A 23,147-nucleotide genomic window follows, 5' to 3' on the forward strand; every position below is an offset into this window, starting at 1 on the left:
CGATTATTCTCCTCGTTGGGCACGTTTCGCAGCGCGAATTGCCTCAAGTTTGGCACGTTTGTCTTCTGACATGTTTTGGCCAATCGCCGCGACTGGGCCAGTTGGCGCAGCGCTTGCTGCTGCTGGCACATCGGCCACGGTTTCAACCACTGGCGCAGCTTGAGCGACTGGCGCAGCATCTGCCGCACCGCCACCACGTTTGGCTGCATTGGCGGCCCGAATTGCCAGCAACTTGGCGGTTTTGTCTTCCGACATGTTTTTGCCAATTGCGGCCACAGGACCACGTGGCTTGGCTGCGCCTGCTGCTGGTGCTGCACCTGCTGCTGGTGTTGCAGCGGCGGCGACTGGTGCCCCACCCTTGATCTTTTGACCATGGTCGCGACCAATATCGCCTGGGCGACGTTTGATATTGTTTTGCAACTTCTTCATTGCTTGTTCTTTGACATCTGACCACATGGTTGGCGCAATCGTTTCGTAATAGGAAACGGGGCGCAACAAGCGGTTGTAGTCTACGTCAAGCTCTGGGTGGTTGGCAGTTGATAATTCAAAATCGTGATCCATTTTGATTGCATCAAATGGACAGACTTCAGCACAGTAGCCACACGACATACAGGTGTCGTATTCCAAGACAAATTTGGCGGCTGCTGGCACTGGCTTGCCGGTAGCAGGATCTTTAGCTTGGGTAATGTGAATCACCTGAGGAGGGCAGATCCGCTCGCATTGGAAACACGAAGTACACAATTCATGGCCAGTTGCATCATCGTAGAGCAAAATTGGCATATTCCGATAGGCTTCTGGCATTGCCAAGCGCTCTTCGGGATACTGCACGTTGAATTGGCCTTCGGTATCGGCGCGGTCGCTGTTGGGCTTGCCAAACAAGGCTTTACGGAATTTGCGAAACACAATTCCCAAGCCTTTGGTCATGCCCTGACCAGCCCGAAAATCCGCGTCATTGCGTTCAACAACAAACACGTCTTCAGTTGCTAAATGGCTCAACGTCATCGGTCCACCTCGCCCATCACGATATCGATACTACCCAAGATAACCACAACGTCGGCAATCGTGTAGCCCTTGCACATATCGGCCAAAGCCGAGAGGTTGATGAATGATGGGGCGCGGACTTTATAGCGATAGGCGCTGCCCGTGCCATCACTCACCACATAGAAACCTAGCTCGCCCTTGGGTGATTCGACCCGGGCATAGGCTTCGCCAGCAGGAGCTTTGAGGCTTTGTTGCTTCACTTTAGGATTGATAAAGCCGCCAGTTGCATCGGGCAATTGTTCGAGCGCTTGCTCCAAAATTTTGTACGATTCGCGCATTTCGGCGATCCGCACCAAGAAGCGGTCGTAAACATCGCCCACCGTGCCAACTGGCACTTTGAACTTGAAGCGATCATAGACGGCGTATGGCTCGGCTTTGCGAATATCATAGGCAACGCCTGAACCACGTAGCACTGGGCCAGTCACGCTATAGGCCAGCGCCAAATCTTTGGGCAACACGCCGATATTGCGCGCACGCGCCAAAAGAATTTCACTATTGAGCAGCAAGCCTTCGAAATCGTCGAAGTAGTGTGGCAGACCCTGCATCAACTTCTTCAATTCGGTGATGAACCAATCGTCGATGTCGCGTACCACGCCACCAAAGCGGCAATAGTTACACATCATGCGAGCACCCGACACATATTCAAACATGTCGAGAATCTTTTCACGTTCGCGCATACCCCAGAGCAATGCAGTTTGCCACGCGCCCATGTCGCCGAGCATAAAGCCCATTGCGGTAGCGTGGTTCAAAATTCGCGAAAGCTCATCCATAATCACGCGAATATATTGGGCACGTTCAGGCACTTCAACGCCGGCAAGCGTCTCAATCGTCCGGGCGTAGGCATGGTTGTTGACCATCGAGTTGAAGTAATCGAGGCGGTCGGTGAAGGGCATATTTTGCAAATAAGTATTTACTTCACCAAGCTGCTCGTGATTACGGTGCAAATAGCCAAACACTGGTTTAAGGTCAACCAAGGTTTCGCCATCGACGGTAACAAGCATGCGGAACACACCGTGAGTTGAAGGGTGCTGAGGACCAATATTAATTTGCAGTTCTTCAGTCTTTAGCATTGACTATTCTCCCGTGACGTGGGTATATTTATCGCCAGTCTTGGGGAAGTCTTTCCGCATTGGAAAGCCCTTAAACTCATCCCACATATAAATCCGTGCCAGATTTGGATGGCCAGGAAACACCACGCCATACATATCGTAGGCTTCGCGTTCTTGCAAATCGGCACCAGGCCATGTAGGCGTTAGCGATGGAACAATGCACTCTTCTGGGCTACGACCAATCCGCACGCGCACCCGTAGGTCGGGGCCTGCCTCAGCAGCGTTATAGAATTGATACACCAATTCAATGATGCCATGCTTGAGGTAATCAACCGCTGTGATGTTGGAAAGCAAATCATAGCCAAATTTATCACGGACGAAATGGGCAACCTCGATAATCGCCTCAGCCTTAACCACTGCGTCGAAATCGAGCAGCACGGTTTGGCCTTCGCCATGGGCTTCTGCTTGGTCGGTTGCTTGGGTATCCCAACGGCCATCGAGCACATTGGGCAATTCGGTTTGCAGGATCGAGCGCAGTTCGCCTCTAGCCAGCAATGCCATGGCCTACCTCCTCGATCGTTACCGTGCCTGAACGTAACATTGGCTTGGGCTGATTGCCTTCCAAGGCCTTGGTTGAGGCATCGCGTTCGCCTTTGCCACCCAACGCGGGGCTAACGAACGGTGCCATTCTGGGCGTGCCACCAACCGGGTCGGCAGTGCCAGGGATGCCCGCAACTTCCAAGCCTTCAGCGCCAAAGACCGGAATTGGAAACTCGTTAACCACGCCTTCGTCATCGCCATACCAGCGCACTTGTTGCAGCGCTTGGACATCGATTTGAGCTTGCAAAGTCATCAACGAGTGCAATAAAGCTTCTGGGCGTGGTGGGCAGCCTGGAATATAGACATCAACAGGCACATATAAATCAACCCCACGCACCACGTTATAGCCATCGCGGAAGGGGCCACCAGAGGTCGCACACGCTCCCATCGAAATCACATAGCGCGGTTCGGGCATTTGGTTAAACAAACGAACAACCTGTGGCACCATTTTTTTGGTCACAGTTCCAGCAACGATCATCACGTCAGCTTGGCGGGGTGAGGCGCGAAAGAGTTCCGAGCCAAAGCGCGAAATATCATAGCGCGAAGCTGCTGCAGCAATCATCTCAATCGCGCAGCAAGCTAACCCGAACTGCATCGGCCACACCGAAGAGCGGCGACCCCAGTTGTACAGCTTATTGATGGTCGTAAACAGCACCCCCTGCTGCTCAAGATCCATTTGCGTTTGTAGATCAGACATACGCCCTCCGGGCAAATTGGTGAATTGAAGTAGGCCAAGGCCTAGCGCAGCCGCGCCGCCTCCGCGCCGTCACGCCCCTATTCGTCGTTTAGATCCACTCAAGTGCGCCTTTTTTCCAGGCATACACCAAACCGATGGTCAGAATTGCTAAAAAAACCACCATTTCAAAGAGGGCGAATAAGCCCAGTTGCCCATAAGCCACTGCCCATGGATACAAAAAGACTGTTTCGATATCGAAGATCACAAAGGCCAAAGCATACAAGTAGTATTGAACTTTGAACTGGACCCAGATGTCGCCAATCGCCTCCAAACCACACTCGTAGGTCGAAAGTTTAACCTGTGTTGGGCGGTTTGGCCGTAAAAAGGACGACAGCACCAGAGGCAAAAGCGGAAAGGTAATCGCGGCAACCGCGAAGATTCCGATAAACGCATAGTTTGTAAGCATAGGTCGGTCTCCTAGTGATGCCCGTTACAAACACACAAAGAGCGAGACGGGTAGCCCCAGTACTCGCTGTACACAATTGCACTAACACCGTGCAGCCATTGCGAAGTATATCACAGGCAGATTAAACTGACAAATAACTTTCACCCCTCAAGAGGTCGTTTTTAGCCCTTTATAATCAGCTATTTTTGAAAAATTAAATTATGTCAAGTTCTCATCTGAGGCGTTAGCAAGCAGCCAGCAATGGGGATTTTCGGGCTAAAAAAGAGGCAGCAGCATCAAGCCAAGTTCAATGCTGCTGAAGACACTTAACGGGAGAGTTTAAGCTCAATCCGCCCAATCCGAATGATGTCGCCATAGACAATTGGGGTCGGGTCGGCTACTTCAATGTCGTTGATAAAGGTGCCGTTGGTCGAACGCTGGTCTTCCAGCCACCAACTATCGCCGCGCCATTCCAACAGCGCATGTTCCGAGGATAAAAATGAGTCGTTCAGGGCCACGTCGCTATCAGGCCGCCGCCCAATCATGTTGACTGCGCCAAGCTCAAAGGCATAGCCACGCTGCAAGCCAGTATCGCCGCTCGACATGACAATTAACTTGCCATACAAATTTTGCGCTGCGCCCGCCAGCACGCCCGCACCACCAGTTCCTGTGCCAACTACCTGCAATTCGCGCCGAATAACCCGTACTACCTGATATAAAAAGAAGTACAAGAAAAAGATCACGCTAATTCGTAACAGCAAGATCACAAAATCAAGCGTAGCACTGGTGATGCTCTGACCCATTTAGGCCTCCTCAAAACGCAATTCCAAACCACCAAGCGACACAATGTCGCCGTTGCGCAGTTCCCGTTCTTGCACCGGATCACCATTGACAAACGTACCATTGGTCGAACGCACATCGCTAATCCAGAAGCGCCGCGCCCGATAGCGCAGCTGAGCATGCTCACGCGAAACCCGACTATCTTCAAGAATCAGATCGTTGTTCAAGCCGCGACCCAAATTTGTCACCGATTTTTTAATCGGAATCCGGTGTTCGCCTTGGTCAGTATACAAGATTAAGTTGGCTTTCGGCGGGGTTGGTTGGCCGCTAATCGCTGCGCCGGTTGGCCCAATCATCTGGGTGCTGCCGCCAAGATGGGCGGGCGCTTCGCTGATTTGGCCATCGATCATAATCGAGCGTTGCTTGACCGCTGGATCAGCCACCAACTCCACATTCGGATGATGCACCATCGTAAAACCACGCTCACGAGCTAGCTCGGCTAAATAGCGGGCCATTTCATGCTGCAAATTGGTTTTAACCGGCTCAAATGCTTTGTAATCGTCAGGGTGCAAGTGTGCTTTATAGGCATTCGGCACCAAAATCCGATCCATACTAATCGTTTGTTGGCTTTCCATCGCCCGTTCAAGGCGCTTGCCAATTTCGGCTGGTTGAATTGGGCTGCGAAACAAGCGCGCCACGTTGCCTTCAACCATACCTTCCATAAATTGTTCAAAGCGTGATAATGCACTCATCGATAATCCTCCGTGCGCAGGAGACTGCTACGCTGACATCTGCGAGAGATCAAGGAGCAATTGCTCAATCGCCGCATCACCACGTAGATGAAAAACCAATTTATTTGTTCTGGCTTCCGCCAAACGCGCCAGCGTCCTTGGCCGCCGAACCCGTGGATACGTCCAAACAAAATCGAAGGCAACCCAATCAAGTTTTTCTGGGCAATCTGCCGCCAAATCAGGGCGCGAACGCCCATGATAGATAATTCGGCGTTTGATTACCCGCCACAAGCAACGCAAGCGTGGCTGATCGATAAAAATCACGGTGTCAGCATACGGCCAGCGTTCATCAAGCGTGCCTGTGTAATTGCCATCCATAATCCATTGTGACGCTTGCACCAATTCGCGTTGTTGCGCTCGGAACGCTTCGCGATCTGGCTCAACCCAGCCTGGCCGCCAAAAATAGCTATCAAGGTGGATGACTGGTAGGTTCAAAACAGCGCCCAGCCGCTTGGCCAGCGTACTTTTGCCTGAACCCATCGAGCCAAAGATCAAGATGCGCTGCATGCTTTTCACTTGGTCGGCTCCTTGACCGCTGCTCCCAAATACGAAGGTTCTAAACTGGTCAAATCGTCGCGTTCGCCTGCTTGCAGCCGGTTCCAAGCCAGCTCGGCAACAAAGCCAGCCCGCCGCAAACCAACTGCTGGCGATGGAATCACCACGCCTGCGCCACGAGCTTCGTTGATAGCCAGGGCCAAGCGTGGGTCGACATCGCCGCAGACCAACGCCAATTCAGGAATCGCCACCAACAGTTCATCGCGCGAAACATTGCGCTCTTGGCCAATGCGCGTCCAAGCGCGGCGCAAGCGAAATTCAGCCATGGCATAGCGATCGCGGCCAAGCTTGATCACCGCCACCACGCTGCGCCCAATCCGTTGATGCGGATAGGCCAAGGTTTCAAGGCTGCTAATGCCGAGCAAGGGCAAATCGTGGGCCAAGGCTAAACCTTTGGCGCTGCTCATACCAACCCGAATGCCGCTCCACGAGCCAGGCCCGACCGAAACAGCAACCCCAGTTAATTCAGCAGGAGTCAGATCCAGGTTGCTGAGCAACTGTTGCGCCATTGGCAAGAGCTGGGTTGAATGACCACGCCCAGCAAACCAATTGGCTTCTGCACGCAATCCATTGGCATCATAAATCGCTACGCCAGCGGTGTCGGTGGCGGTATCAAAGGCAAGTAACATAACGCAATCTCAATCTAGCAACACAGGCAATAAGCCTGCTCTATTTACCACGCAAACGCTGAATTAATTGTTTATAGCGCTCGCCATGCGGTTTGAGCCGCATCATACGCTTGGTTTCGGCCAAGTGATCGATCCGAATTTCCAAATATTCGCTGGGCAACGAATCAGCCACCCGTTCAGCCCATTCGATCACACAAATGGCGCTATCGTCCCATAATTCTTCCAAACCAATCGAATCGAAATCTTTGGCATTGCCCTCAAGTCGATACAGATCGATATGGTGAATCCGGGTGCGGCCATGGGTTTTATCAGCAGTATAGTTATTGACTAAAACAAAAGTTGGGCTGGTAACGTCTGCTTCAGGGATACCAAACGCGCTGGCAATGCCTTTGGTCAAGTGGGTTTTGCCCACACCAAACGTCCCAAACAACAGCACTAAATCGCCAGCATTTAAGGCTGCGCCGATTTGCTGACCAATCCGCACCGTGTGGGCTGGCCCATGGCTCACCACATCGATGCTATCAGGCTCTAAAATGGCAGGAATACGTGCTTTCATAGGCTCAATTGTAGCATATGCTGGCTGAAAACGGGCATCATGCCAATTGCCATGCTGGCGCTGTTGCATGCCACTGCTCAAGCCAATTTATCCCAGCTGAGCATAGCGCAAAAATACCAACCATATACTGATATTTTGCTGAAACCAAACAACGATTATGTTCAGACAATCTTCTAATAGTGGCCTACTATATTTTTAACATCGCTCTGCTATGCTTAGCGCAGTTACAACTGAATAGGGAGGTTTCGCACTCATGAATTTGAATATTTACACCGAAAAATCACGCGCGGCTATCTTTGATGCCCAAAGCATCGCATCTCGCAACGGCCAAAGCGAAATCACACCAGAACATGTGCTCGTGGCCTTGCTCGAACAAGCTGATGGCGTGGTTCCGCAAATTATTACGAAAATGGATCGCGATCCGCAAGCCTTGGTTGCGGCGCTTAATGATGAAATTCGGCGTTTGCCACGCGTTAGTGGCACCCAAATGCAGCCTGGCATTGGCCAACGCTTAGATCAAGTTTCGCAGACAGCCGAAAATGAAGCCAAAGGTATGGGCGATGAGTATGTTTCGACCGAGCACCTGTTGCTTGGGTTGGCTGGCGAACGCGCCAAAGGCCCAGCTCAGCGTTTGCTCACATCATTTGGTATTACCAAAGATGCAATTCTCAAAACCTTAACTGCCATTCGCGGCAATCAACGGGTTACCGACCAAAACCCTGAAGGCAAATATCAGGCGCTCGAAAAATATGGCCGCGACTTAACAACCTTGGCTCAGCGTGGCAAGCTTGACCCAGTAATCGGACGCGATGAAGAAATTCGGCGCACGATTCAGGTGCTATCACGCCGCACCAAAAATAATCCAGTGCTCATTGGCGAGCCAGGCGTTGGCAAAACCGCTATCGTCGAAGGCCTTGCTGCGCGGATTGTGCGCGGCGATGTGCCCGAAGCATTGCGCAACAAACGCTTGATTGCACTCGATTTGGGCGCGTTAGTTGCTGGAGCAAAATTTCGCGGCGAGTTTGAAGAACGGCTCAAAGCAGTGCTCAGCGAAGTTACCAACGCCGAAGGCCGCGTGATTTTGTTTATCGATGAGTTGCATACCGTGGTTGGTGCAGGCGCAGCCGAAGGCTCAATGGATGCTTCGAATATGCTCAAGCCAGCCTTGGCCCGTGGCGAGTTGCACACCATCGGCGCTACGACGCTTGATGAATATCGCAAATATATTGAAAAAGATCCAGCCTTGGAGCGCCGCTTCCAGCCAGTGTTGGTCGGCGAACCAACCGTCGAAGATACAATCTCGATTTTGCGTGGTTTGAAAGAGCGCTACGAAACGCATCACAACGTGCGGATTACCGATGCAGCGATTGTGGCCGCCGCAACCTTATCCAACCGCTATATTGCTGATCGTTTCTTGCCCGACAAAGCAATTGACTTAATCGACGAAGCGGCAGCTAAGTTGCGCATGGAAATTACCAGCGATCCGGTTGAACTTGACGAGATCAAGCGCAAACGCATGCAATGGGAAATTGAACGCGAAGCTTTGAAACGCGAAAAAGACCCAGCTTCCAAGGAGCGCTTGGAGCGGCTCGAACGCGATTTGGCCAACTTGCGCGAACAACAAGCAGTGCTGGATACCAAGCTTTCGAGCGAGCGCGGCGCAATTAACGCCATCGCTCAATTAAAAGAAAAAATCGACCAAACTAAGGTCCAAATTGAGCAAGCCCAACGCCAATACGATTACAATCGCGCCGCCGAGTTGCAATATGGTACGCTCAACACCTTAGAGCAACAATTGGGCGAAGCTGAAGCCAAAGTTCGCGATATGCAAGAACATGGCATGCTGCTCAACGAAGAAGTATCCGAAGAAGATATTGCCCAAGTTGTCGCTAAATGGACGGGCATTCCGGTTTCCAAGCTTTTGGAAGGCGAGCTGCAAAAGCTGGTCAAGATGGAAGAACGGTTGCATGCCCGCATTATCGGCCAGCACGAAGCGGTCAAAGCAGTTTCCGATGCGGTGCGCCGTTCGCGGGCAGGTTTGCAAGATCCCAATCGGCCACTTGGCTCGTTCTTGTTCCTTGGGCCAACTGGGGTTGGTAAAACCGAATTAGCCCGAGCCTTGGCTGAATTTTTGTTCGATGACGAAGCAGCTATGGTCCGAATTGACATGTCGGAATACATGGAACGTCACGCCGTGGCCCGCCTGATCGGTGCACCTCCAGGCTATGTTGGCTATGAAGAAGGCGGCCAATTGACCGAGGCCGTGCGCCGTCGCCCATATAGCGTGGTGCTGTTCGATGAAATTGAAAAAGCGCATCCCGACGTGTTCAACACGCTCTTGCAATTGCTCGATGATGGTCGCTTAACCGATGGCCAAGGCCGCTTGGTCGATTTCACCAATTCGGTGGTGATTATGACCTCGAACATTGGCAGTAGTCGCATTCAAAGCTTGGTTGATGATGAAGAAGCCATGCGCGAAGCAGTGATGGAAGAACTGCGCGACGAATTACGCCCAGAATTCCTCAACCGGATTGATGATTTGATTATCTTCAAGCCATTGACCCAAGCGGAAATCAAGCATATTGTTGATATTCAGGTTGATCGGCTGAGCAAGCGTTTGAGCGAACGTAAGCTCAAATTGGTCTTGAGTGAAGCGGCTCGTCAGCACCTAGCTCAAGTTGGCTATGATCCAGTCTTTGGGGCACGGCCACTCAAACGGGCTGTTCAAAGCGAGCTGCTTAACCCGCTCGCCTTGGAAGTGCTCAAAGGTCGCTTTCCAGCAGGCACAACCGTCAGCGTCGATGTTGATGCAGGCAAATTGATTTTCAACTAACTCAATTAATCGATTCGGCTAAGCCCCCATCAAGCTCATGATGGGGGCTTTTGTTGGCGCGAAAAATGCCCTATACTAGCCGCATTCAGCCAATTGTCGCTGGAGCAGTCTATGCCCTTTCGTCGTCCGCGTCGAGGGCGAATTGGCCCTCTTCGACGTAAACAAGGAGTTCCTGTGGCCGAAACAAGTCTAGATAACATTACTGCCGCAGCCGATGGCTTGCAGATGATGAGCGAAACCGATGCGCCCTTCACGTCCTATACCTGGGATGCGGCGACCCCATTCAGCCCCGAAGCACTCGCTAATGGTCAGCCGATCCAAACCGTTAGCCTTGAGCAATTCTTTAAAAATGCTACTACTCCCCAAGACGGGGATGGTGAGGCTGAAAAAGCCACAGTCAGCCAATTTCAGAAGTTGGTCGAAGTGCTCAAGGCCGAATTAACCGACATTCAGGTCTATCGGGTGGGCGAAATTAATATCGATGCCTATATTTTGGGCAAGGATAGCGCAGGTAAGCTGGTTGGCTTAAAAACCCAGTTGGTTGAAACTTAGGCTAAAAACCACTGCACCAAAAATGGTTTACAACGTCGCCGCAGCCGATCGCGCAAATTGTACAGTTCGTTGGCTTGTAACCCAAGCTGTTTGGCCAAGGCAGTGATGTTGTTATCCTCGCACAACAAGGCATACCAATACTGCTGGGCAATCAGATACAGCGGATCATCGACCATCGCGTGAACTTCAGCAGCCATATGCCGTTGAAGTTCACAGCGCTCCACGTGTTCATGCGGTAAAAGGTCTGGTGAAGCAATTGTATCGCCCAACTCACGTTGACAGTCTCGGCCATTAGTTTGGCTCAGGTAGTAGGTTTGATCTTGCGGTTTTGGCGTATACACATTGGGGCTTTCGTGAATTCTGCGGCCACCAGATCCACCCAGTTTTTTGGCGTTTTTGGCCCGCCACCAGTGAATAATTGCCCGCTCGGCAATGGTGTGGATATAGCTACGTAAGCGGGCTTCAAAACGAAACTGTGGCAACGAACGCTTCACATTCTCGTAGGCTACCAAATCGGGCGAATGCTCGCATAATTGTGAGCCATTGCCCAACGAGAAGCGTTTGCAGCGATACCAGCTGAGGATTTCATCCATAATTGAAACCCAAATTAACTCGTGATGGGGATGTTGTGAATCGCATGCCGCAGCAACCGTGGCATAATCGTGATAGACATTGGTAACAATATCAGGATATTTGGCTGGATTTGAGGCGGGGTTGCGTTGCAAAATTTCACAACTGCGCTGGCAAAGAAGCTGACATCCTGCCCCATCTAATTGCCAACCATGGTGTCGATTCAATTGGCTTACTATATCTCCAATAGCATCAGTGTACATACTCATATACTGCTCCCGTCTTAGTCATTAAGACTAACGGATTCAATAACTAGAAACAGCTGTACTGCATAACAAAAGGTAGTGCAAGGATGCATTGCAGAACAAGGCGGTAGAGCGTGAAGAATCCTGCGGCGATACTGCATAGTTGGGATAATCTAGCTCCTTATTTCAATGATTTTAATAAGCCAAAAGACAATTGGTGAACAAAATGACGGTAACAATTGATAACAGTTGTTATGAATAAAGCTATTAAATCATGATCTCTTTAGTTGCCACAAGTAGCCATAAGGACTTATTTTGGATAGGACTAAGTGCTAGGTATTGAGTAGTCACAACAAGCTTTCTAGGCACTTCAAAAGGAACTAGAACAAGATAGGCTTAATAAACTATTAAAAAGTGTTAGAGTTAATCATTAATAAAACCTTTAGCCGCACTCACCCTGATTGTAAGAAAGCAACGCTATGCCCAAGCAAGCACCCCTCAGCTGGAAAGCCCGTGGATGGCGCTGGATTAAGCAGTGGTGGCAGGATATTGTCCATGGCGCTGATCCATTTGCGACCTTAACGGCAATTTTGGCCTTGTTTACTGGGCTAATTGGCATTATAGGCGCGTTCAATCTGGATTATGGCGGCGCACCAACAGGCGTTATCTTGCTCGATTTTGGGGTGGCGCTCTGTTTGGGTGGCTTGGCGTGGTGGATGTTTCGCCAACCGAGCGCAATGTGGCCGCGCTGGATTGTGGTGAGCGTGCTAACCTTGGCCTGTTTTTATGTGCTGGCTACAATTCCTTCAGATGCGGCAGTGGTCGTTTTGACTATGTTGCCGATTTTGATGGCAATGTTAGCCACTCGGCGTTGGTGGCCAATCGCCTTTTATCCGCTCTCCGTGACGATTGTGGCCTCGCTGCACACTGGCGGATGGCAGGTGTTTACGCCAGCAATTATTGCATTTAATATTTTGGAGTTTTTGATGCTTTGGGGCGTAACCTCGCAAGCTGTGCAATTTGCCAAAGCGCGGGTCAAAACCGAAGCGCAACTCAGCAAAGAGCAACAAGTTCGCCAATTTATGCGCTTCTTTCAGCACGAATTACGCTCGTATAGCAATAGCCTTGATGTGTTGCTGCCAATGCTCAATCAACAGCTTAACGAACGCCCAGCGCCTGAGCAATCGGCGATTCAACCGCAAGAATTGGTGAGCGTGCTTCAAAGCACTGCCGATTCGATTCGCCAACTAACAACAGAATTGCTGGTGCTGACGCGCGAAGGCCAATTGCTGCCCCAACAACGCATGCCGATTCAACTTTTGCCCTTGCTGCAAAGCGAACAGGCCGAAAGCCAAGCAGAAATGCAGCGCCATGGTCTCAATTCAACAATTCAGATCGCTTGCCCTGCTGAGTGCATTGTGATTGGCGATGCGCTTTTTTTGCGCTTAGCAGTGCATACCATTTTACAAAATGCTATTGAGGCCTTGTTGCGCTACCCAGGCGAAGGCCAAATTTTTATTCAGGTCGAGCAATCTGCGCAACAAACCACGATCGATATTTATGACACAGGCAAGGGCTTTCCTGCCGATTTACTCGAACATCTGAAACAGGCCCAATCGTTAAATCAGGCCTTGGGTTGGACAACCAAAATCGGCGGCAGCGGCTTGGGCATGCCCTTGATTCGCCATGTCGCGATGCTCCACGGTGGCACTGCGCACTTTATGAATCGGCCTGAAGGCGGGGCACAGATTACGCTGCAACTGCCACAGGTTTAGCCAATGTCAGCCGGAAAACCAATGGCGCGCCAAAGGTTGTCCACATCCCAATAATCAAATAGCGCAAGCCATCGGCCAACAGCGTTTCGGGCAACAGGCTTTTGAGCACAGCCCGCAGCACAAACACGACACTAATTCCAATAATGATTTTGATTAATTGTCGCCACCAAACGCTGCGCACTTGAAATTGCGCATAGCGCTGTTGCAAACCCAACGTGCCCAACGAGCCAGCCAAAAAGCCCAGTATTTTGACCCGATCAGCGCCAGAATCGAAGAATAAGCCCAATAAACAAATCGCAGCCAAGCCCAAGGCCAAGCGTTCTTGGGTTTTGCTTGGCAAAGCACTAATCAGCGGCGTGAGATAGATACTGGCAACCACAATCAAGCTGCCAAAAAACCACCCACCAAGCACATCAATTGGCCAATGCACGCCCAGATAGAGCCGTGAAAAGCTCACCAGCACAATCATTAAGCCTGCTAAAGCCCAAACCCAACGCTGGCGCAGCCACAAACCAACAAACGACCAAAAAACCAAGGTATGTTGAGCATGGCCACTGGGAAACGACGGAATCCATGAGCCATCGGGATTAAGCGCGGTTGCTTTGGCAGCTTCGCTTAGCGGGAAGCGCTCAGGATAGGCGGCGGCTGGTCGAACCGTATCAAATAAATCTTTGAGCCAAGCATTGGTATAAAACGAACCAAGCAGCATCAGCAGCAAGCGCACACCCAAGTTGATGCCAACACACCAAAAGATAATCGGCCCCAACAACAGATAAAAATCCTCGCCACCAATGTTAGTTACCCATAAAAACAGCTGATCCAGCACTGGAGTACGCCATTGCTGCAAGCGTTCGAGCAGATCAAGTTGCATTACCAACCTCACTAGCATAATTAGCGCAATTATACGTTAACTAAAACCGGCTCCTTGGCAGCAACCAAGGAGCCGGAGCACTGGACGGATAAACGATTTTAGCGGCGTGGGCGAGCCAAAGTTGGGGTGATTTTCACGCCCCGAATTTGGGTGCGACCAAGTGCAGCCAACACGCGGTTGGCGGCATCGTCTGGCACATCGACAAAAGTGAAGTTATCGAAAATATCGATTGCGCCGATTGCGCGGCCTGGCAAGCCAGATTCGTTGGCAATTGCACCCACAATATCAGCAGGGCGCACGCCTTGTTCGCGGCCAATGTCCACAAACAAGCGGGTCATGCCTTCTTCGCGGAACGAGCGGCCACCGCTGTTGCGATCGCCATTGCGTGGGCCACGGGCTGCACGATCGCCACCGCGATCGCCAGGCCGGTCATTGCCACGTTCGCGGCGGTCGCCACGGCGGCCATTGTCGCGGCTATCGCGGCGGTCGCCACGGCGGGCATCGAAGGTTGATTCATCTTCGACCATTTCCAAAGGATCTTCGGCAGTCAAATCTGGTTCGCCGAGCATCATTTTGAAGGCGGCTGCGGCCAAATCGGTTGGCGAATATTGTTCGGCCAATTCTTCGGCCAAAACCAAGTATTGCTCCAAACCACCATGTTCGTTGTGTTGCTCGATCAACTCGCGCAAGTTATCCTTGAAGGCTTCGCGGCGGCGAGCCACCACGTCGGCAATCGTTGGCAAGCGCAAGCGTTGAATTGGCGAGCCAGTCATACGCTCGATCGTGCGCAATTGGCGGCGTTCGCGCGGCGTTACCAAGGTCACGGCAACCCCTGAACGGCCAGCCCGACCAGTCCGGCCAATGCGGTGCACATAGGCTTCTGGATCAAGCGGAATATCGTAGTTGATCACGTGGCTGACGTGTTCGATGTCCAAACCACGGGCAGCTACGTCGGTTGCAACCAAGATTTCAACTTGTTCTTCGCGGAAGCGTTTCATCACGCGGTCGCGCATTGCTTGGCTCAAATCGCCGTGCAACAATTCAGCGCCATAACCGCGAGCCAACAATTTTTCGCCAAGCTCATCGACCATCGCCTTGGTGCGGCAGAAAATAATCGCCGAGGTTGGCATTTCAAGGTCGAGGATGCGGGTCAAAACTTCAAATTTATCGCGTGCGCCAATTTCGTAATAAACTTGGCGAATTTGTGGCACGGTCAATTGTTCGCGCTCAATCGTCACCATTTGGGGTGATTTCAAGTATTTGCGCGCCAAACGGGCGATTTCATCGGGCATGGTTGCCGAATAGAGTGCAGTTTGGCGATCTTTGGGAGCGCGTTCCAAAATATATTCAATATCGTCAACAAAGCCCATGTTGAGCATTTCGTCTGCTTCGTCGAGCACCACGGTGCGCACGGTTGAAAGATCAAGCGTGCCACGTTCCATGTGATCCATCAAACGGCCAGGCGTGCCAATCACAATATTAACGCCGCGCTTCAAAGCTCGCAATTGGCGATCAATTGGTTGACCACCATAGACTGGCAAGGCGCGAATGTTCAAATATTTGCCATACGCTGAAATAGCATCCGAGACTTGGACGGCTAATTCGCGAGTTGGGGTCAAGATCAAGGCTTGAACACCCATGGCCTTGGTATCAATCCGTTCAATTGTTGGCAACGAAAAAGCTGCTGTTTTGCCGGTGCCTGTTTGAGCTTGGGCGATAATATCGTTGCCACTGAGCATCAAACCAATACTTTGGGCTTGGATTGGGGTTGGTTCTTCATAGCCAAGTTCAGTAATTGCCCGCAACGTCGCTTCGCCGAGCCCAAGTTCCGTAAACGTAGTCATTAAAAAGAATATCCTTTCGGTGAATGTAGGGTTAACAGCCCTTTGCTGTTACCGTCCCGCAGCGTGCGGAGTCGCCCTAACCCCCCGAATTGGCAAGCAAGCGACGCGCACGACACAAAAAACGCGGGGGCTATACCGCCCGCGTTTTCGTTCTCTGCTTAGCGTTAGATCCGATTATAGCATGCTTTTTGGATTATGCCAAAACGTAGATAGCTGCATCTTATTAATTTTTTATCTGATTGAGCTTCATTTTATGTAAAACTCAAGCTGGCCCAGCCATGGGGTTTGAATCGCCTGATCTGCTGCTTGTTCCAGCAATAGTTGGCTATCGGGCTTGGCTTGTTGCCAACGCGCAAGCGCATACAGATAGGCCAATTGTGGCTCGGCTGGCGTTGCCTGATAGAGTGGAGCAATGATTTGCTCGGCTTCTGCAGGCAGCGAACATTGCAAAGCGACACTAGCCACTACCCGCCGCGCTAAATCATCAACCGCACTCTTCAAGGCTTGGCGCGCATACTCCAGGCCACTGCTACAGCGGCGCAACGGCGTGTTGATATAAAAATTAGCAGCTTCTAAGGCCAAGGTACCACTCATTGGCCCCGTGGCAATTGCTTGATCGTAGGCGGCGGCAGTGCCATTAAAATCAGCTTGGCTTAGGCTAAGCGTTGCCGCAACAAGGTAATTTTCGCTGCTGCCTGGCTCCAAATTAACTGCCTGCTGCAAGGCGGCAACGGCCAAATCGGGCTGGCCACTACTGGCGGCAATTGTGGCTTGGGTGCGGGGCAAGGTCGCCACATTGGGCCATTGGGTTTGGGCAGCCTCAATCAACGCCAACGCGGTTGCACTATCGCCAGCGCTCCAATGGAGTAAGGCCCGTTGATTGGCCGCAAAACTCGCCATGGAATCGTTGGCAGGAATTTGGCTCAGCAAGATGTCGGCAGCCTGCCAGAGACCTTGTTCGCTCCATAAACTGGCAACACCAAGCATGCGTTGGGTGGAATCTTGGGGCACAAGTTGCTTCAATCGATCAAAGCGTTGCTGTAATTGCCATGGATTTGCCAATTGCAGGCCGTTGGCTTGGGGCTGAATTTGGGCAACGAGGCTTTGGGCAAGCTGCGGATCATTGGACAATGCCAGTTCAGCGCTCCGTAACCAAGCCCAATTCTGCCATGGCTGCTGCAAAGCTTGGGCTTGATTCAATTGGTTGGTTGCGCTAATGAGATCGCCGCTACGTAAGGCTATTTCCGCCTGTAGCAGGTGGCTCCATGGCATGGCTGCCAAGGTTTTAAGGGTTGATTGAACTGACGCTTGATCGCCGCGTTGCAAGCCAGCCCACCCGTAGAATTGCCAGGCTTGTTGATGTTGTTCGAGGCTCAATGGCTGGCGAAACACGGCGATCAGTTGATCGTGCGCTGCTTGCCACTCGCCACGGGTCAAATAGAGTTCAGCAAGTAGCAGTTGGTTGGGAATGCTCGGTTGGATTTGGTTTAATTGCTGATACAAGCTGGTTGCTTGGTGCCATTTGCCAGCTAAACGTGCTTGAGCCGCTTGGCGCGCCAAACTTGGCGGTTGTTGTCCCAACCATGCTAGCGCAAAAATCATAATTAAACTTGGCCCAAGCCAACGCCAAATCCGTGCCACACCGACCTCCACAACAAGACTTAGCGTTATTATCCACGATTTTGTTTATCAGGGATCAGGGGTCAGTGAACGAGCAACCGCGAAGAGCACGAAGAACGCAAAGGGAGTTTTAATGCAGAGGAACAGAGAGGATAAGGCTATAGGCTATGGGCTTTTGGCTAGCGGACATCGGGGAAAGAGACAACGCAGAAACAATCTACAAAACAAATATTTGGGGGTGCTGGGGGATGAAAACCCCCGGCGTTTCCCTCCAGCGGAGGGACGGAAGGGTGGCGAAACGAATTTAAAGCAATCAGCGATTAATAAAAATGAAACCACGAAGAGCACGAAGAACGCGAAGGGAGTTTTAACGCAGAGGCGTAGAGGATAAGGCTATAGGCTGTGGGCTTTTGGCTGCTGGAACAATTTATTGGTTGGAGCATGGGCAGTGGGTTTGTATCAATACCCGATCCCCAGCCCCTGACAACTGATCCCTCGGCTATGTGCTTTTGGCTGCTGGAACATCGGGGGAATAGACAATACAGAAACAATCTACAAAACAAATATTTGGGGGTGCTGGGGGATGAAAACCCCCGGCGTTTCCCTCCAGCGAAGGGACGGAAGGGTGGCGAATCAAACGTATCAATAAATCATTGACAAAGCCAAAAAACGCCAATCCCGATATACTCGATCAATGCTAAAAAATCGTTATAATAACACAATTGTTCGATAATCAGTCGCAAGAACGACCATAAATAGCAGGAAGCGCAGTATAATTAACGATGTGATTTAGGAGGTCGTATGCCACCATTAAAAGTCCATGCACCCTACGAACCGCGTGGCGATCAACCACAAGCCATCGCCCAATTAGTCAATGGCTTGAACAGCGGGCTTGTCCACCAAACACTCTTGGGGGCAACAGGGACTGGCAAAACCCATACAATTGCACGGGTCATCGAACAGGTTCAACGGCCTACCTTGGTAATGGCCCACAACAAAACCCTTGCCGCTCAATTGTATGCAGAGTTTAAAGAATTTTTTCCTGATAATGCCGTCGGCTACTTCGTTTCGTACTACGATGCCTACACTCCCGAAGCCTACGTGCCATCGAAGGATTTATATATTGAAAAAGAAGCCCAAATCAACGAAGAAATTGATCGCTTGCGCCACGAAGCAACCCAAGCGCTGTTTACCCGCACCGATGTCATTATCGTCGCTTCAGTTTCGGCAATCTATGGGCTTGGCTCACCAACCGATTACGGCCAAGTCGCATTAAAGCTCAAACGAGGCGAGGTTCGTAACCGCGATAAAGTGCTGCGCACGCTGATCGATCTGCAATTTGAGCGCAACGATATTGATTTTCACCGTGGCACCTTCCGCGTGCGTGGCGATACGCTCGAAATCTTCCCAGCCAATGCAGAAACCGCCTTTCGAATTGAAATGTGGGGCGATGAAATTGAGCGCATGGTCGAGGTTGATCCATTAACTGGCGAGATTTTGACCCAAAAAGAGCAAATCGAAGTTTTTCCGGCCAAGCACTTTATTCCCAATGCAGAAAAAATGCAGGCCGCCTTGAATGATATTCGGCTTGAGCTAGAACATCAAGTTGCGCATCTCGAAGGCGAAGGCAAAATTCTTGAAGCTGCGCGGCTCAAGCAACGCACGCTCTACGATTTGGAAATTATGGAAGAATTGGGCTATTGCTCGGGGATTGAAAACTACAGCCGGCATATGGATCGACGCGGCGAAGGTCAAACCCCGTGGACATTGCTTGATTACTTTCCCGACGACTTTCTCTTGGTCGTCGACGAATCGCACATTTCGGTGCCACAAATTCGCGGTATGTTCAATGGCGACCGTTCGCGCAAGCAAACCTTGGTCGATTTCGGCTTTCGCTTGCCCTCGGCACTCGATAATCGTCCATTGATGTTTGATGAATTTTCCAAGCATGTGCATCAAGCAATTTATGTTTCAGCTACGCCTGGCGTGTATGAATATCAACATCATGAACAAGTGGTTGAGCAAATTATTCGGCCAACTGGCTTGCTTGATCCGATGGTTGAAGTGCGCCGCACCCGTGGCCAAATCGATGATTTGCTTGGTGAGATCAAACAGCGGGTTGATACTGGCTCGCGGGTGTTGGTAACAACCCTGACCAAGCGCATGGCCGAAGATCTGACCGATTATCTCAAAGAAATGGGCGTGCGCACCCAATATTTGCACTCCGATGTAGATACAATTGAGCGGATCGATATTCTGCGTGATTTGCGCTTGGGTGTGTACGATGTGTTGGTTGGCATCAACCTGCTGCGCGAAGGTTTGGACTTGCCCGAGGTTTCTTTGGTGGCGATTCTTGATGCAGATAAAGCTGGCTTTTTGCGCTCAGAATCATCGTTGGTACAAATTATTGGGCGGGCAGCCCGTCACATCGATGGCACAGTGCTGATGTACGCCGATAATATTACGCCAGCGATGGATTATGCAATTAGTGAAACCCGCCGCCGTCGCCAAATTCAAGAGCGCTACAATCAACAACATGGCATCGAGCCAAAAGGGATTGTCAAAGCGGTACGCGATTTGACCCAAGGCATGAAGAAGGTTGCTGAAAAATCAGCCGAATACAAAACCAGCGAAAATCCCGATAGCATGACCAAAGAAGAGCTGTTCAAACTGATCAGCGAGCTGGAAAAGCAGATGAAACAAGCTGCCAAAGACCTAGAATTTGAAAAAGCGGCCTTGTTGCGCGACCAACTTACCCAAATGCGCCAAACATTGGCCCTGATCGATAACACGGCCTTGCTGGAAAGCGTGAGCCACAAACCACGTGGCGCAGCGCCAGTTGCGGCAGAAGATTCGGGCAAACGCAAAGTTAAAGGTCGCTCGCGCGGCAAACTTTAATCATTCAAAGCACTGCGCGGCTGGTTAAAGCAGCTAGCCGCGCACTACCACCCACACTGCAACCCCCAAAAAGAGTTGAATTACCGCGCTGCCAATCAATAAAGCAAATGCTCCAGCGCGTGAAGAACGATAGACCAACGCACCAAATCCCGCATTGATCAGCCATGCCAACAAGCCGACGAGTGGCAAGGCCAATAATTGTTCGCGAGCCTCAACCCCGCTCACCGCGCCAGTTGCGTCGATGCGAATTGGCACTTCTAAAGGCAATTGGTTATAGCGCCATGCAATTAAGCCCCAAACCGCAAAATTGAGCAACAGCCCAACAACTAATGTCCAGCGGACTGCGTTATTCAGCCAAAAATCGTAGGCGATGCGACTTGAGCGCACCACACCTTCGCTTTGAACCTGCACAACCCCCAAGTTGAGCCGACTTTCAAGCTCTTGGATAAAGCTCTCGCGTTGGGCTGGGGTAATCACATAGCTGCCGCCAGTTGTGCGCAAGAGCAGGGCTTGGGCAGCGGGCTGAGTGCTGAAGAAATTCAACACCTGCTCATCGGCAGCTTGACCAACCCCGGTTGTATAGGCAAAACGAGTCAAAAGGCCAGGCTTTTGTTGCACACTAACACTTGGCTCAACCGCCGTAATCAAGTTCATCGGCACAACGGCGGTATTGCCAAGCCAGTGAATCGTTAAGGCATTGCGGTCGACCCGATAATGCAAGGTTAAAGCGCTACCAACCCGATAGAGCATAATTAAGCTAATTAAAAAGCCCGAAACTGCACTCGCAAACCAAGCAAAGGTTGTTAAATCGATGCGCCATGACGTTGCAGCACCGCTGATATCGGCGAGTAGTTGCGTGGTTGCCCAAATTGTTGCCGCAATTACCAGCAGCGTAATAACTAGCGCAACCCAGACCCGCAAAGTTCGTTTGGCCCACCATCGATTCATGGGAACTCCTCAGATTAAACAACAAGTGGCGGGTCGGCATTGACCCGCCACTATTCTACCTGTTTTTGCTTATGGTGTTGGCGTTACGACAGGAGTTGAGGTCGTTGCGCTGGCAGGGGTTGCCGTTGGCGCAGCCGAATCGGTAGTTGGCGTAGCTTCGCTTGCTGGCGTTGCCGTTGCCGCCGGATCGGTCGTTGGTTGCGGAATTGTGGTTGGAATTGGCTCAATTGTTGGTGGAACGGTGGTTGCGGTTGGTTCTGGGAACTGCTGCACATTCGATGTAGCTCGTTTCTCCTCGACCCACTTCGTCACCGCTTCATCACGCTTGGTTGCCAAATCGCTTTGGCTTGGGCGCAATTCGCGTTGATGTACCAACACAATGTGCCACCCTTGAGCTGATTGGTATGGCTCACCAATCACCCCAACTTCTTGGGTTGAAATTGGCTCGGTGATCCCCAAGGCTGCATATTGGGTCAATGGTTGCATACCAGTAGTTGGGTTATCGGTTGCATTATCGGTAGTATTCAACACCTGCACATCGGTAAAGACCTCAGCGCTGGTTAATTGAGCAGCAACATCATCGATTTTAGTTTTGGCTTGCGCCCACTTGGTCACGGTCAAGGGGTCGGTTGGATCGGTGATATTGGCGGTTACGAAAATTTGCTGGGCATCAGCATAAATTTCCTTGGTTGCCTGATCTTCGGTTACCAACTTTTCGCCTAGCTTTTTGCGGAGCAATTGCAAGCGTTCTTGATGCAACACAAAATCTTTGAAAGCAGCGCGATCAAATGGCAAGGTAGCCAAGCCATAGCTTGAAGTTTCTTCAATAAATTCGCGCAACGTGCCAAAGTAGGTCGTAATGGCTGAGTCAACCCGCGCGCTTGCTTCGCTCAAGGTTGGAGTTGGCGTTTGGGTTGGGGTCAACGAAGCGGTATCAGTCAAGCCATTCGTTGAGGTAACTGGGGCAACTGGGTTCATCACTTCGTTGGCGGGTGCAAACTTGGCAGCCAAACTTTGTTGCAATTCTTCGTCGCTTACGGTGATACCTTCAGCGGTAGCACTGTTTTCAAGCACCTTATCGTTGATTAACTGATCGAGTACAGCATAATCAAGCGGGGCATTTTTATCTTTCAAGCCAGCAATATAATTGGTCACATCAGTTGCAAACTGCTCGGTGCCTTGCAATTGATATTGGGCATATTGCTGAATTTGCTGCGCCAAGTTAACTGCTTGTTGGGCTTGCATAATTTGGCGATATTGTTGATATTCAGCGTTGCTAACTTCAACCCCAGCGACGCTCGCCACGGTTTTGTTGGGCACAATCACCTTTTGGATGACCAAGCCAATCCCAATTAACAACACAGCCAAGCCAACTGCGGCTGCGGCAATTAGCAATACCTGTGAGCTTTGCTTACGTTCTTGATCCCAGCGCGCTCGTTGCCGTTTGGTCATGGGCTTTGCGGGCTGCACGTTATCGTTCTTTGCCATAATCCTTGCCTACTCCAATGGGGGGTAATCTAAAGTAAAGCAGGCACAGCGCGGATCTCGCGACTGTGCCTGAGCTTCGTTAACCAACGACGCAGAATTAACCGCGGGTATTTTCTGAAACGAATGGCAACAGCGCTAAGTGACGGGCGCGTTTGATTGCAACATTCAATTTGCGTTGATATTTAGCACATGTGCCAGTGCGGCGGCGGGGCAAAATCTTGCCACGATCGGAGACCATGCGTTGCAAGCGTTTGATATCTTTGTAATCTGGCACAATACCTTCAGCCGTGAAGACACACACTTTGCGACGTGGTGTGTATTTGCGGCGACCTGCCGACTTACGGCGTTGATCTGACATGCGAACGGCTCCTTGTATGCTCT

The 23,147-nt window shown here is 51.1% G+C and carries 21 protein-coding genes; 4 read left to right on the top strand and 17 right to left on the bottom strand.

The window, feature by feature from the left end; translation table 11 throughout:
* Positions 1 to 3: 3 nt before the first annotated feature.
* The 10 genes from ACFMKP_RS12885 to tsaE all read right to left on the bottom strand — a co-directional run bounded on the left by ACFMKP_RS12885 (position 4) and on the right by tsaE (position 7,191).
* Entirely contained in the window at positions 4 to 1,002 is a 999-nt protein-coding gene (locus ACFMKP_RS12885) for a 4Fe-4S binding protein (protein WP_382292398.1), read from the bottom strand.
* The gene (locus ACFMKP_RS12890; protein ID WP_204753614.1) at positions 999 to 2,111 is read right to left on the bottom strand and encodes an NADH-quinone oxidoreductase subunit D; all 1,113 of its coding nucleotides are present in this window, start codon (positions 2,109 to 2,111) and stop codon (positions 999 to 1,001) included. The genes ACFMKP_RS12885 and ACFMKP_RS12890 overlap by 4 nt, the downstream gene beginning before the upstream one ends.
* 3 nt (positions 2,112 to 2,114) lie before the next feature.
* Positions 2,115 to 2,651 (bottom strand): NADH-quinone oxidoreductase subunit C, encoded by a 537-nt coding sequence (locus ACFMKP_RS12895; RefSeq protein ID WP_382292399.1) that lies wholly within the window; start codon positions 2,649 to 2,651, stop codon positions 2,115 to 2,117.
* Positions 2,635 to 3,387 carry an NADH-quinone oxidoreductase subunit B gene (locus ACFMKP_RS12900; protein ID WP_204753612.1) on the bottom strand — a complete coding sequence of 251 codons (753 nt, stop codon included), beginning with the start codon at positions 3,385 to 3,387 and terminating at the stop codon, positions 2,635 to 2,637. The genes ACFMKP_RS12895 and ACFMKP_RS12900 overlap by 17 nt, the downstream gene beginning before the upstream one ends.
* Before the next feature lie 88 nt (positions 3,388 to 3,475).
* Entirely contained in the window at positions 3,476 to 3,832 is a 357-nt protein-coding gene (locus ACFMKP_RS12905) for an NADH-quinone oxidoreductase subunit A (protein ID WP_054536600.1), read from the bottom strand.
* Between the two features lie 305 nt (positions 3,833 to 4,137).
* Positions 4,138 to 4,614 carry an FHA domain-containing protein gene (locus tag ACFMKP_RS12910; RefSeq protein WP_012192498.1) on the bottom strand — a complete coding sequence of 159 codons (477 nt, stop codon included), beginning with the start codon at positions 4,612 to 4,614 and terminating at the stop codon, positions 4,138 to 4,140.
* Entirely contained in the window at positions 4,615 to 5,343 is a 729-nt protein-coding gene (locus ACFMKP_RS12915; protein WP_382292400.1) for an FhaA domain-containing protein, read from the bottom strand.
* Positions 5,344 to 5,370: 27 nt separating this feature from the next.
* The gene (locus tag ACFMKP_RS12920; RefSeq protein ID WP_382292469.1) at positions 5,371 to 5,889 is read right to left on the bottom strand and encodes an AAA family ATPase; all 519 of its coding nucleotides are present in this window, start codon (positions 5,887 to 5,889) and stop codon (positions 5,371 to 5,373) included.
* 5 nt (positions 5,890 to 5,894) lie between these two features.
* Positions 5,895 to 6,566: a tRNA (adenosine(37)-N6)-threonylcarbamoyltransferase complex dimerization subunit type 1 TsaB gene (gene tsaB, locus ACFMKP_RS12925; RefSeq protein WP_382292401.1), complete on the bottom strand. Its 672-nt coding sequence runs from the start codon at positions 6,564 to 6,566 to the stop codon at positions 5,895 to 5,897.
* A 40-nt stretch (positions 6,567 to 6,606) separates the two neighbouring features.
* Positions 6,607 to 7,191, bottom strand: a complete 585-nt coding sequence (gene tsaE, locus ACFMKP_RS12930; RefSeq protein ID WP_382292402.1) for a tRNA (adenosine(37)-N6)-threonylcarbamoyltransferase complex ATPase subunit type 1 TsaE — start codon at positions 7,189 to 7,191, stop codon at positions 6,607 to 6,609.
* Positions 7,192 to 7,375: 184 nt separating this feature from the next.
* On the opposite strand from tsaE, the gene clpB reads away from it, so the two are divergent.
* Together clpB and ACFMKP_RS12940 are read left to right on the top strand one after the other, a co-directional pair.
* Positions 7,376 to 9,955 (top strand): ATP-dependent chaperone ClpB, encoded by a 2,580-nt coding sequence (gene clpB / locus ACFMKP_RS12935; protein WP_204753607.1) that lies wholly within the window; start codon positions 7,376 to 7,378, stop codon positions 9,953 to 9,955.
* 174 nt (positions 9,956 to 10,129) lie between these two features.
* Complete coding sequence (locus tag ACFMKP_RS12940; RefSeq protein ID WP_382292403.1) at positions 10,130 to 10,507, top strand: nuclease A inhibitor family protein; 378 nt, start codon at positions 10,130 to 10,132, stop codon at positions 10,505 to 10,507.
* Here the strand turns inward: ACFMKP_RS12940 and ACFMKP_RS12945 are convergent.
* Positions 10,504 to 11,232, bottom strand: coding sequence for a hypothetical protein (locus ACFMKP_RS12945; RefSeq protein WP_382292404.1), 729 nt, complete (start codon positions 11,230 to 11,232; stop codon positions 10,504 to 10,506). The two genes, ACFMKP_RS12940 and ACFMKP_RS12945, sit on opposite strands and share 4 nt — an antisense overlap.
* 569 nt (positions 11,233 to 11,801) lie before the next feature.
* Between ACFMKP_RS12945 and ACFMKP_RS12950 the strand changes: the two genes are divergently transcribed.
* Positions 11,802 to 13,097: a sensor histidine kinase gene (locus ACFMKP_RS12950; protein ID WP_382292405.1), complete on the top strand. Its 1,296-nt coding sequence runs from the start codon at positions 11,802 to 11,804 to the stop codon at positions 13,095 to 13,097.
* On the opposite strand, the gene ACFMKP_RS12955 is transcribed toward ACFMKP_RS12950, so the two are convergent.
* The 3 genes from ACFMKP_RS12955 to ACFMKP_RS12965 all read right to left on the bottom strand — a co-directional run bounded on the left by ACFMKP_RS12955 (position 13,072) and on the right by ACFMKP_RS12965 (position 17,453).
* A complete protein-coding gene (locus ACFMKP_RS12955) occupies positions 13,072 to 13,968 on the bottom strand; it encodes a phosphatase PAP2 family protein (protein WP_382292406.1) in 897 nt (298 codons plus the stop codon). The genes ACFMKP_RS12950 and ACFMKP_RS12955 overlap by 26 nt on opposite strands.
* A gap of 98 nt (positions 13,969 to 14,066) precedes the next feature.
* Positions 14,067 to 15,812, bottom strand: a complete 1,746-nt coding sequence (locus ACFMKP_RS12960) for a DEAD/DEAH box helicase (protein ID WP_382292407.1) — start codon at positions 15,810 to 15,812, stop codon at positions 14,067 to 14,069.
* 246 nt (positions 15,813 to 16,058) lie between these two features.
* Complete coding sequence (locus ACFMKP_RS12965; RefSeq protein WP_382292408.1) at positions 16,059 to 17,453, bottom strand: tetratricopeptide repeat protein; 1,395 nt, start codon at positions 17,451 to 17,453, stop codon at positions 16,059 to 16,061.
* Positions 17,454 to 18,233: 780 nt separating this feature from the next.
* On the opposite strand from ACFMKP_RS12965, the gene uvrB reads away from it, so the two are divergent.
* Positions 18,234 to 20,330, top strand: coding sequence for an excinuclease ABC subunit UvrB (gene uvrB, locus ACFMKP_RS12970; protein ID WP_382292409.1), 2,097 nt, complete (start codon positions 18,234 to 18,236; stop codon positions 20,328 to 20,330).
* A gap of 33 nt (positions 20,331 to 20,363) precedes the next feature.
* Here uvrB and ACFMKP_RS12975 read toward each other — a convergent pair whose 3' ends face one another.
* The 3 genes from ACFMKP_RS12975 to rpsR all read right to left on the bottom strand — a co-directional run bounded on the left by ACFMKP_RS12975 (position 20,364) and on the right by rpsR (position 23,124).
* Positions 20,364 to 21,278: a PH domain-containing protein gene (locus ACFMKP_RS12975; protein ID WP_382292410.1), complete on the bottom strand. Its 915-nt coding sequence runs from the start codon at positions 21,276 to 21,278 to the stop codon at positions 20,364 to 20,366.
* A gap of 69 nt (positions 21,279 to 21,347) precedes the next feature.
* Positions 21,348 to 22,766, bottom strand: coding sequence for a SurA N-terminal domain-containing protein (locus ACFMKP_RS12980; protein WP_382292411.1), 1,419 nt, complete (start codon positions 22,764 to 22,766; stop codon positions 21,348 to 21,350).
* A 97-nt stretch (positions 22,767 to 22,863) separates the two neighbouring features.
* Entirely contained in the window at positions 22,864 to 23,124 is a 261-nt protein-coding gene (gene rpsR, locus ACFMKP_RS12985) for a 30S ribosomal protein S18 (protein WP_012192483.1), read from the bottom strand.
* Positions 23,125 to 23,147 lie beyond the last annotated feature (23 nt).

The organism is Herpetosiphon sp. NSE202, assembly GCF_042688385.1.
Taxonomy (GTDB): domain Bacteria; phylum Chloroflexota; class Chloroflexia; order Chloroflexales; family Herpetosiphonaceae; genus Herpetosiphon.

What these genes read in the sequence shown, in the direction of transcription:
- ACFMKP_RS12885 (WP_382292398.1), bottom strand. Translation starts at nt 1,002, where the DNA reads ATGACGTTGAGCCATTTAGCAACTGAAGACGTGTTTGTTGTTGAACGC.
- ACFMKP_RS12890 (WP_204753614.1), bottom strand. Translation starts at nt 2,111, where the DNA reads ATGCTAAAGACTGAAGAACTGCAAATTAATATTGGTCCTCAGCACCCT.
- ACFMKP_RS12895 (WP_382292399.1), bottom strand. Translation starts at nt 2,651, where the DNA reads ATGGCATTGCTGGCTAGAGGCGAACTGCGCTCGATCCTGCAAACCGAA.
- ACFMKP_RS12900 (WP_204753612.1), bottom strand. Translation starts at nt 3,387, where the DNA reads ATGTCTGATCTACAAACGCAAATGGATCTTGAGCAGCAGGGGGTGCTG.
- ACFMKP_RS12905 (WP_054536600.1), bottom strand. Translation starts at nt 3,832, where the DNA reads ATGCTTACAAACTATGCGTTTATCGGAATCTTCGCGGTTGCCGCGATT.
- ACFMKP_RS12910 (WP_012192498.1), bottom strand. Translation starts at nt 4,614, where the DNA reads ATGGGTCAGAGCATCACCAGTGCTACGCTTGATTTTGTGATCTTGCTG.
- ACFMKP_RS12915 (WP_382292400.1), bottom strand. Translation starts at nt 5,343, where the DNA reads ATGAGTGCATTATCACGCTTTGAACAATTTATGGAAGGTATGGTTGAA.
- ACFMKP_RS12920 (WP_382292469.1), bottom strand. Translation starts at nt 5,889, where the DNA reads ATGCAGCGCATCTTGATCTTTGGCTCGATGGGTTCAGGCAAAAGTACG.
- tsaB (WP_382292401.1), bottom strand. Translation starts at nt 6,566, where the DNA reads ATGTTACTTGCCTTTGATACCGCCACCGACACCGCTGGCGTAGCGATT.
- tsaE (WP_382292402.1), bottom strand. Translation starts at nt 7,191, where the DNA reads ATGCAACAGCGCCAGCATGGCAATTGGCATGATGCCCGTTTTCAGCCA.
- clpB (WP_204753607.1), top strand. Translation starts at nt 7,376, where the DNA reads ATGAATTTGAATATTTACACCGAAAAATCACGCGCGGCTATCTTTGAT.
- ACFMKP_RS12950 (WP_382292405.1), top strand. Translation starts at nt 11,802, where the DNA reads ATGCCCAAGCAAGCACCCCTCAGCTGGAAAGCCCGTGGATGGCGCTGG.
- ACFMKP_RS12955 (WP_382292406.1), bottom strand. Translation starts at nt 13,968, where the DNA reads ATGCAACTTGATCTGCTCGAACGCTTGCAGCAATGGCGTACTCCAGTG.
- ACFMKP_RS12960 (WP_382292407.1), bottom strand. Translation starts at nt 15,812, where the DNA reads ATGACTACGTTTACGGAACTTGGGCTCGGCGAAGCGACGTTGCGGGCA.
- uvrB (WP_382292409.1), top strand. Translation starts at nt 18,234, where the DNA reads ATGCCACCATTAAAAGTCCATGCACCCTACGAACCGCGTGGCGATCAA.
- ACFMKP_RS12975 (WP_382292410.1), bottom strand. Translation starts at nt 21,278, where the DNA reads ATGAATCGATGGTGGGCCAAACGAACTTTGCGGGTCTGGGTTGCGCTA.
- ACFMKP_RS12980 (WP_382292411.1), bottom strand. Translation starts at nt 22,766, where the DNA reads ATGGCAAAGAACGATAACGTGCAGCCCGCAAAGCCCATGACCAAACGG.
- rpsR (WP_012192483.1), bottom strand. Translation starts at nt 23,124, where the DNA reads ATGTCAGATCAACGCCGTAAGTCGGCAGGTCGCCGCAAATACACACCA.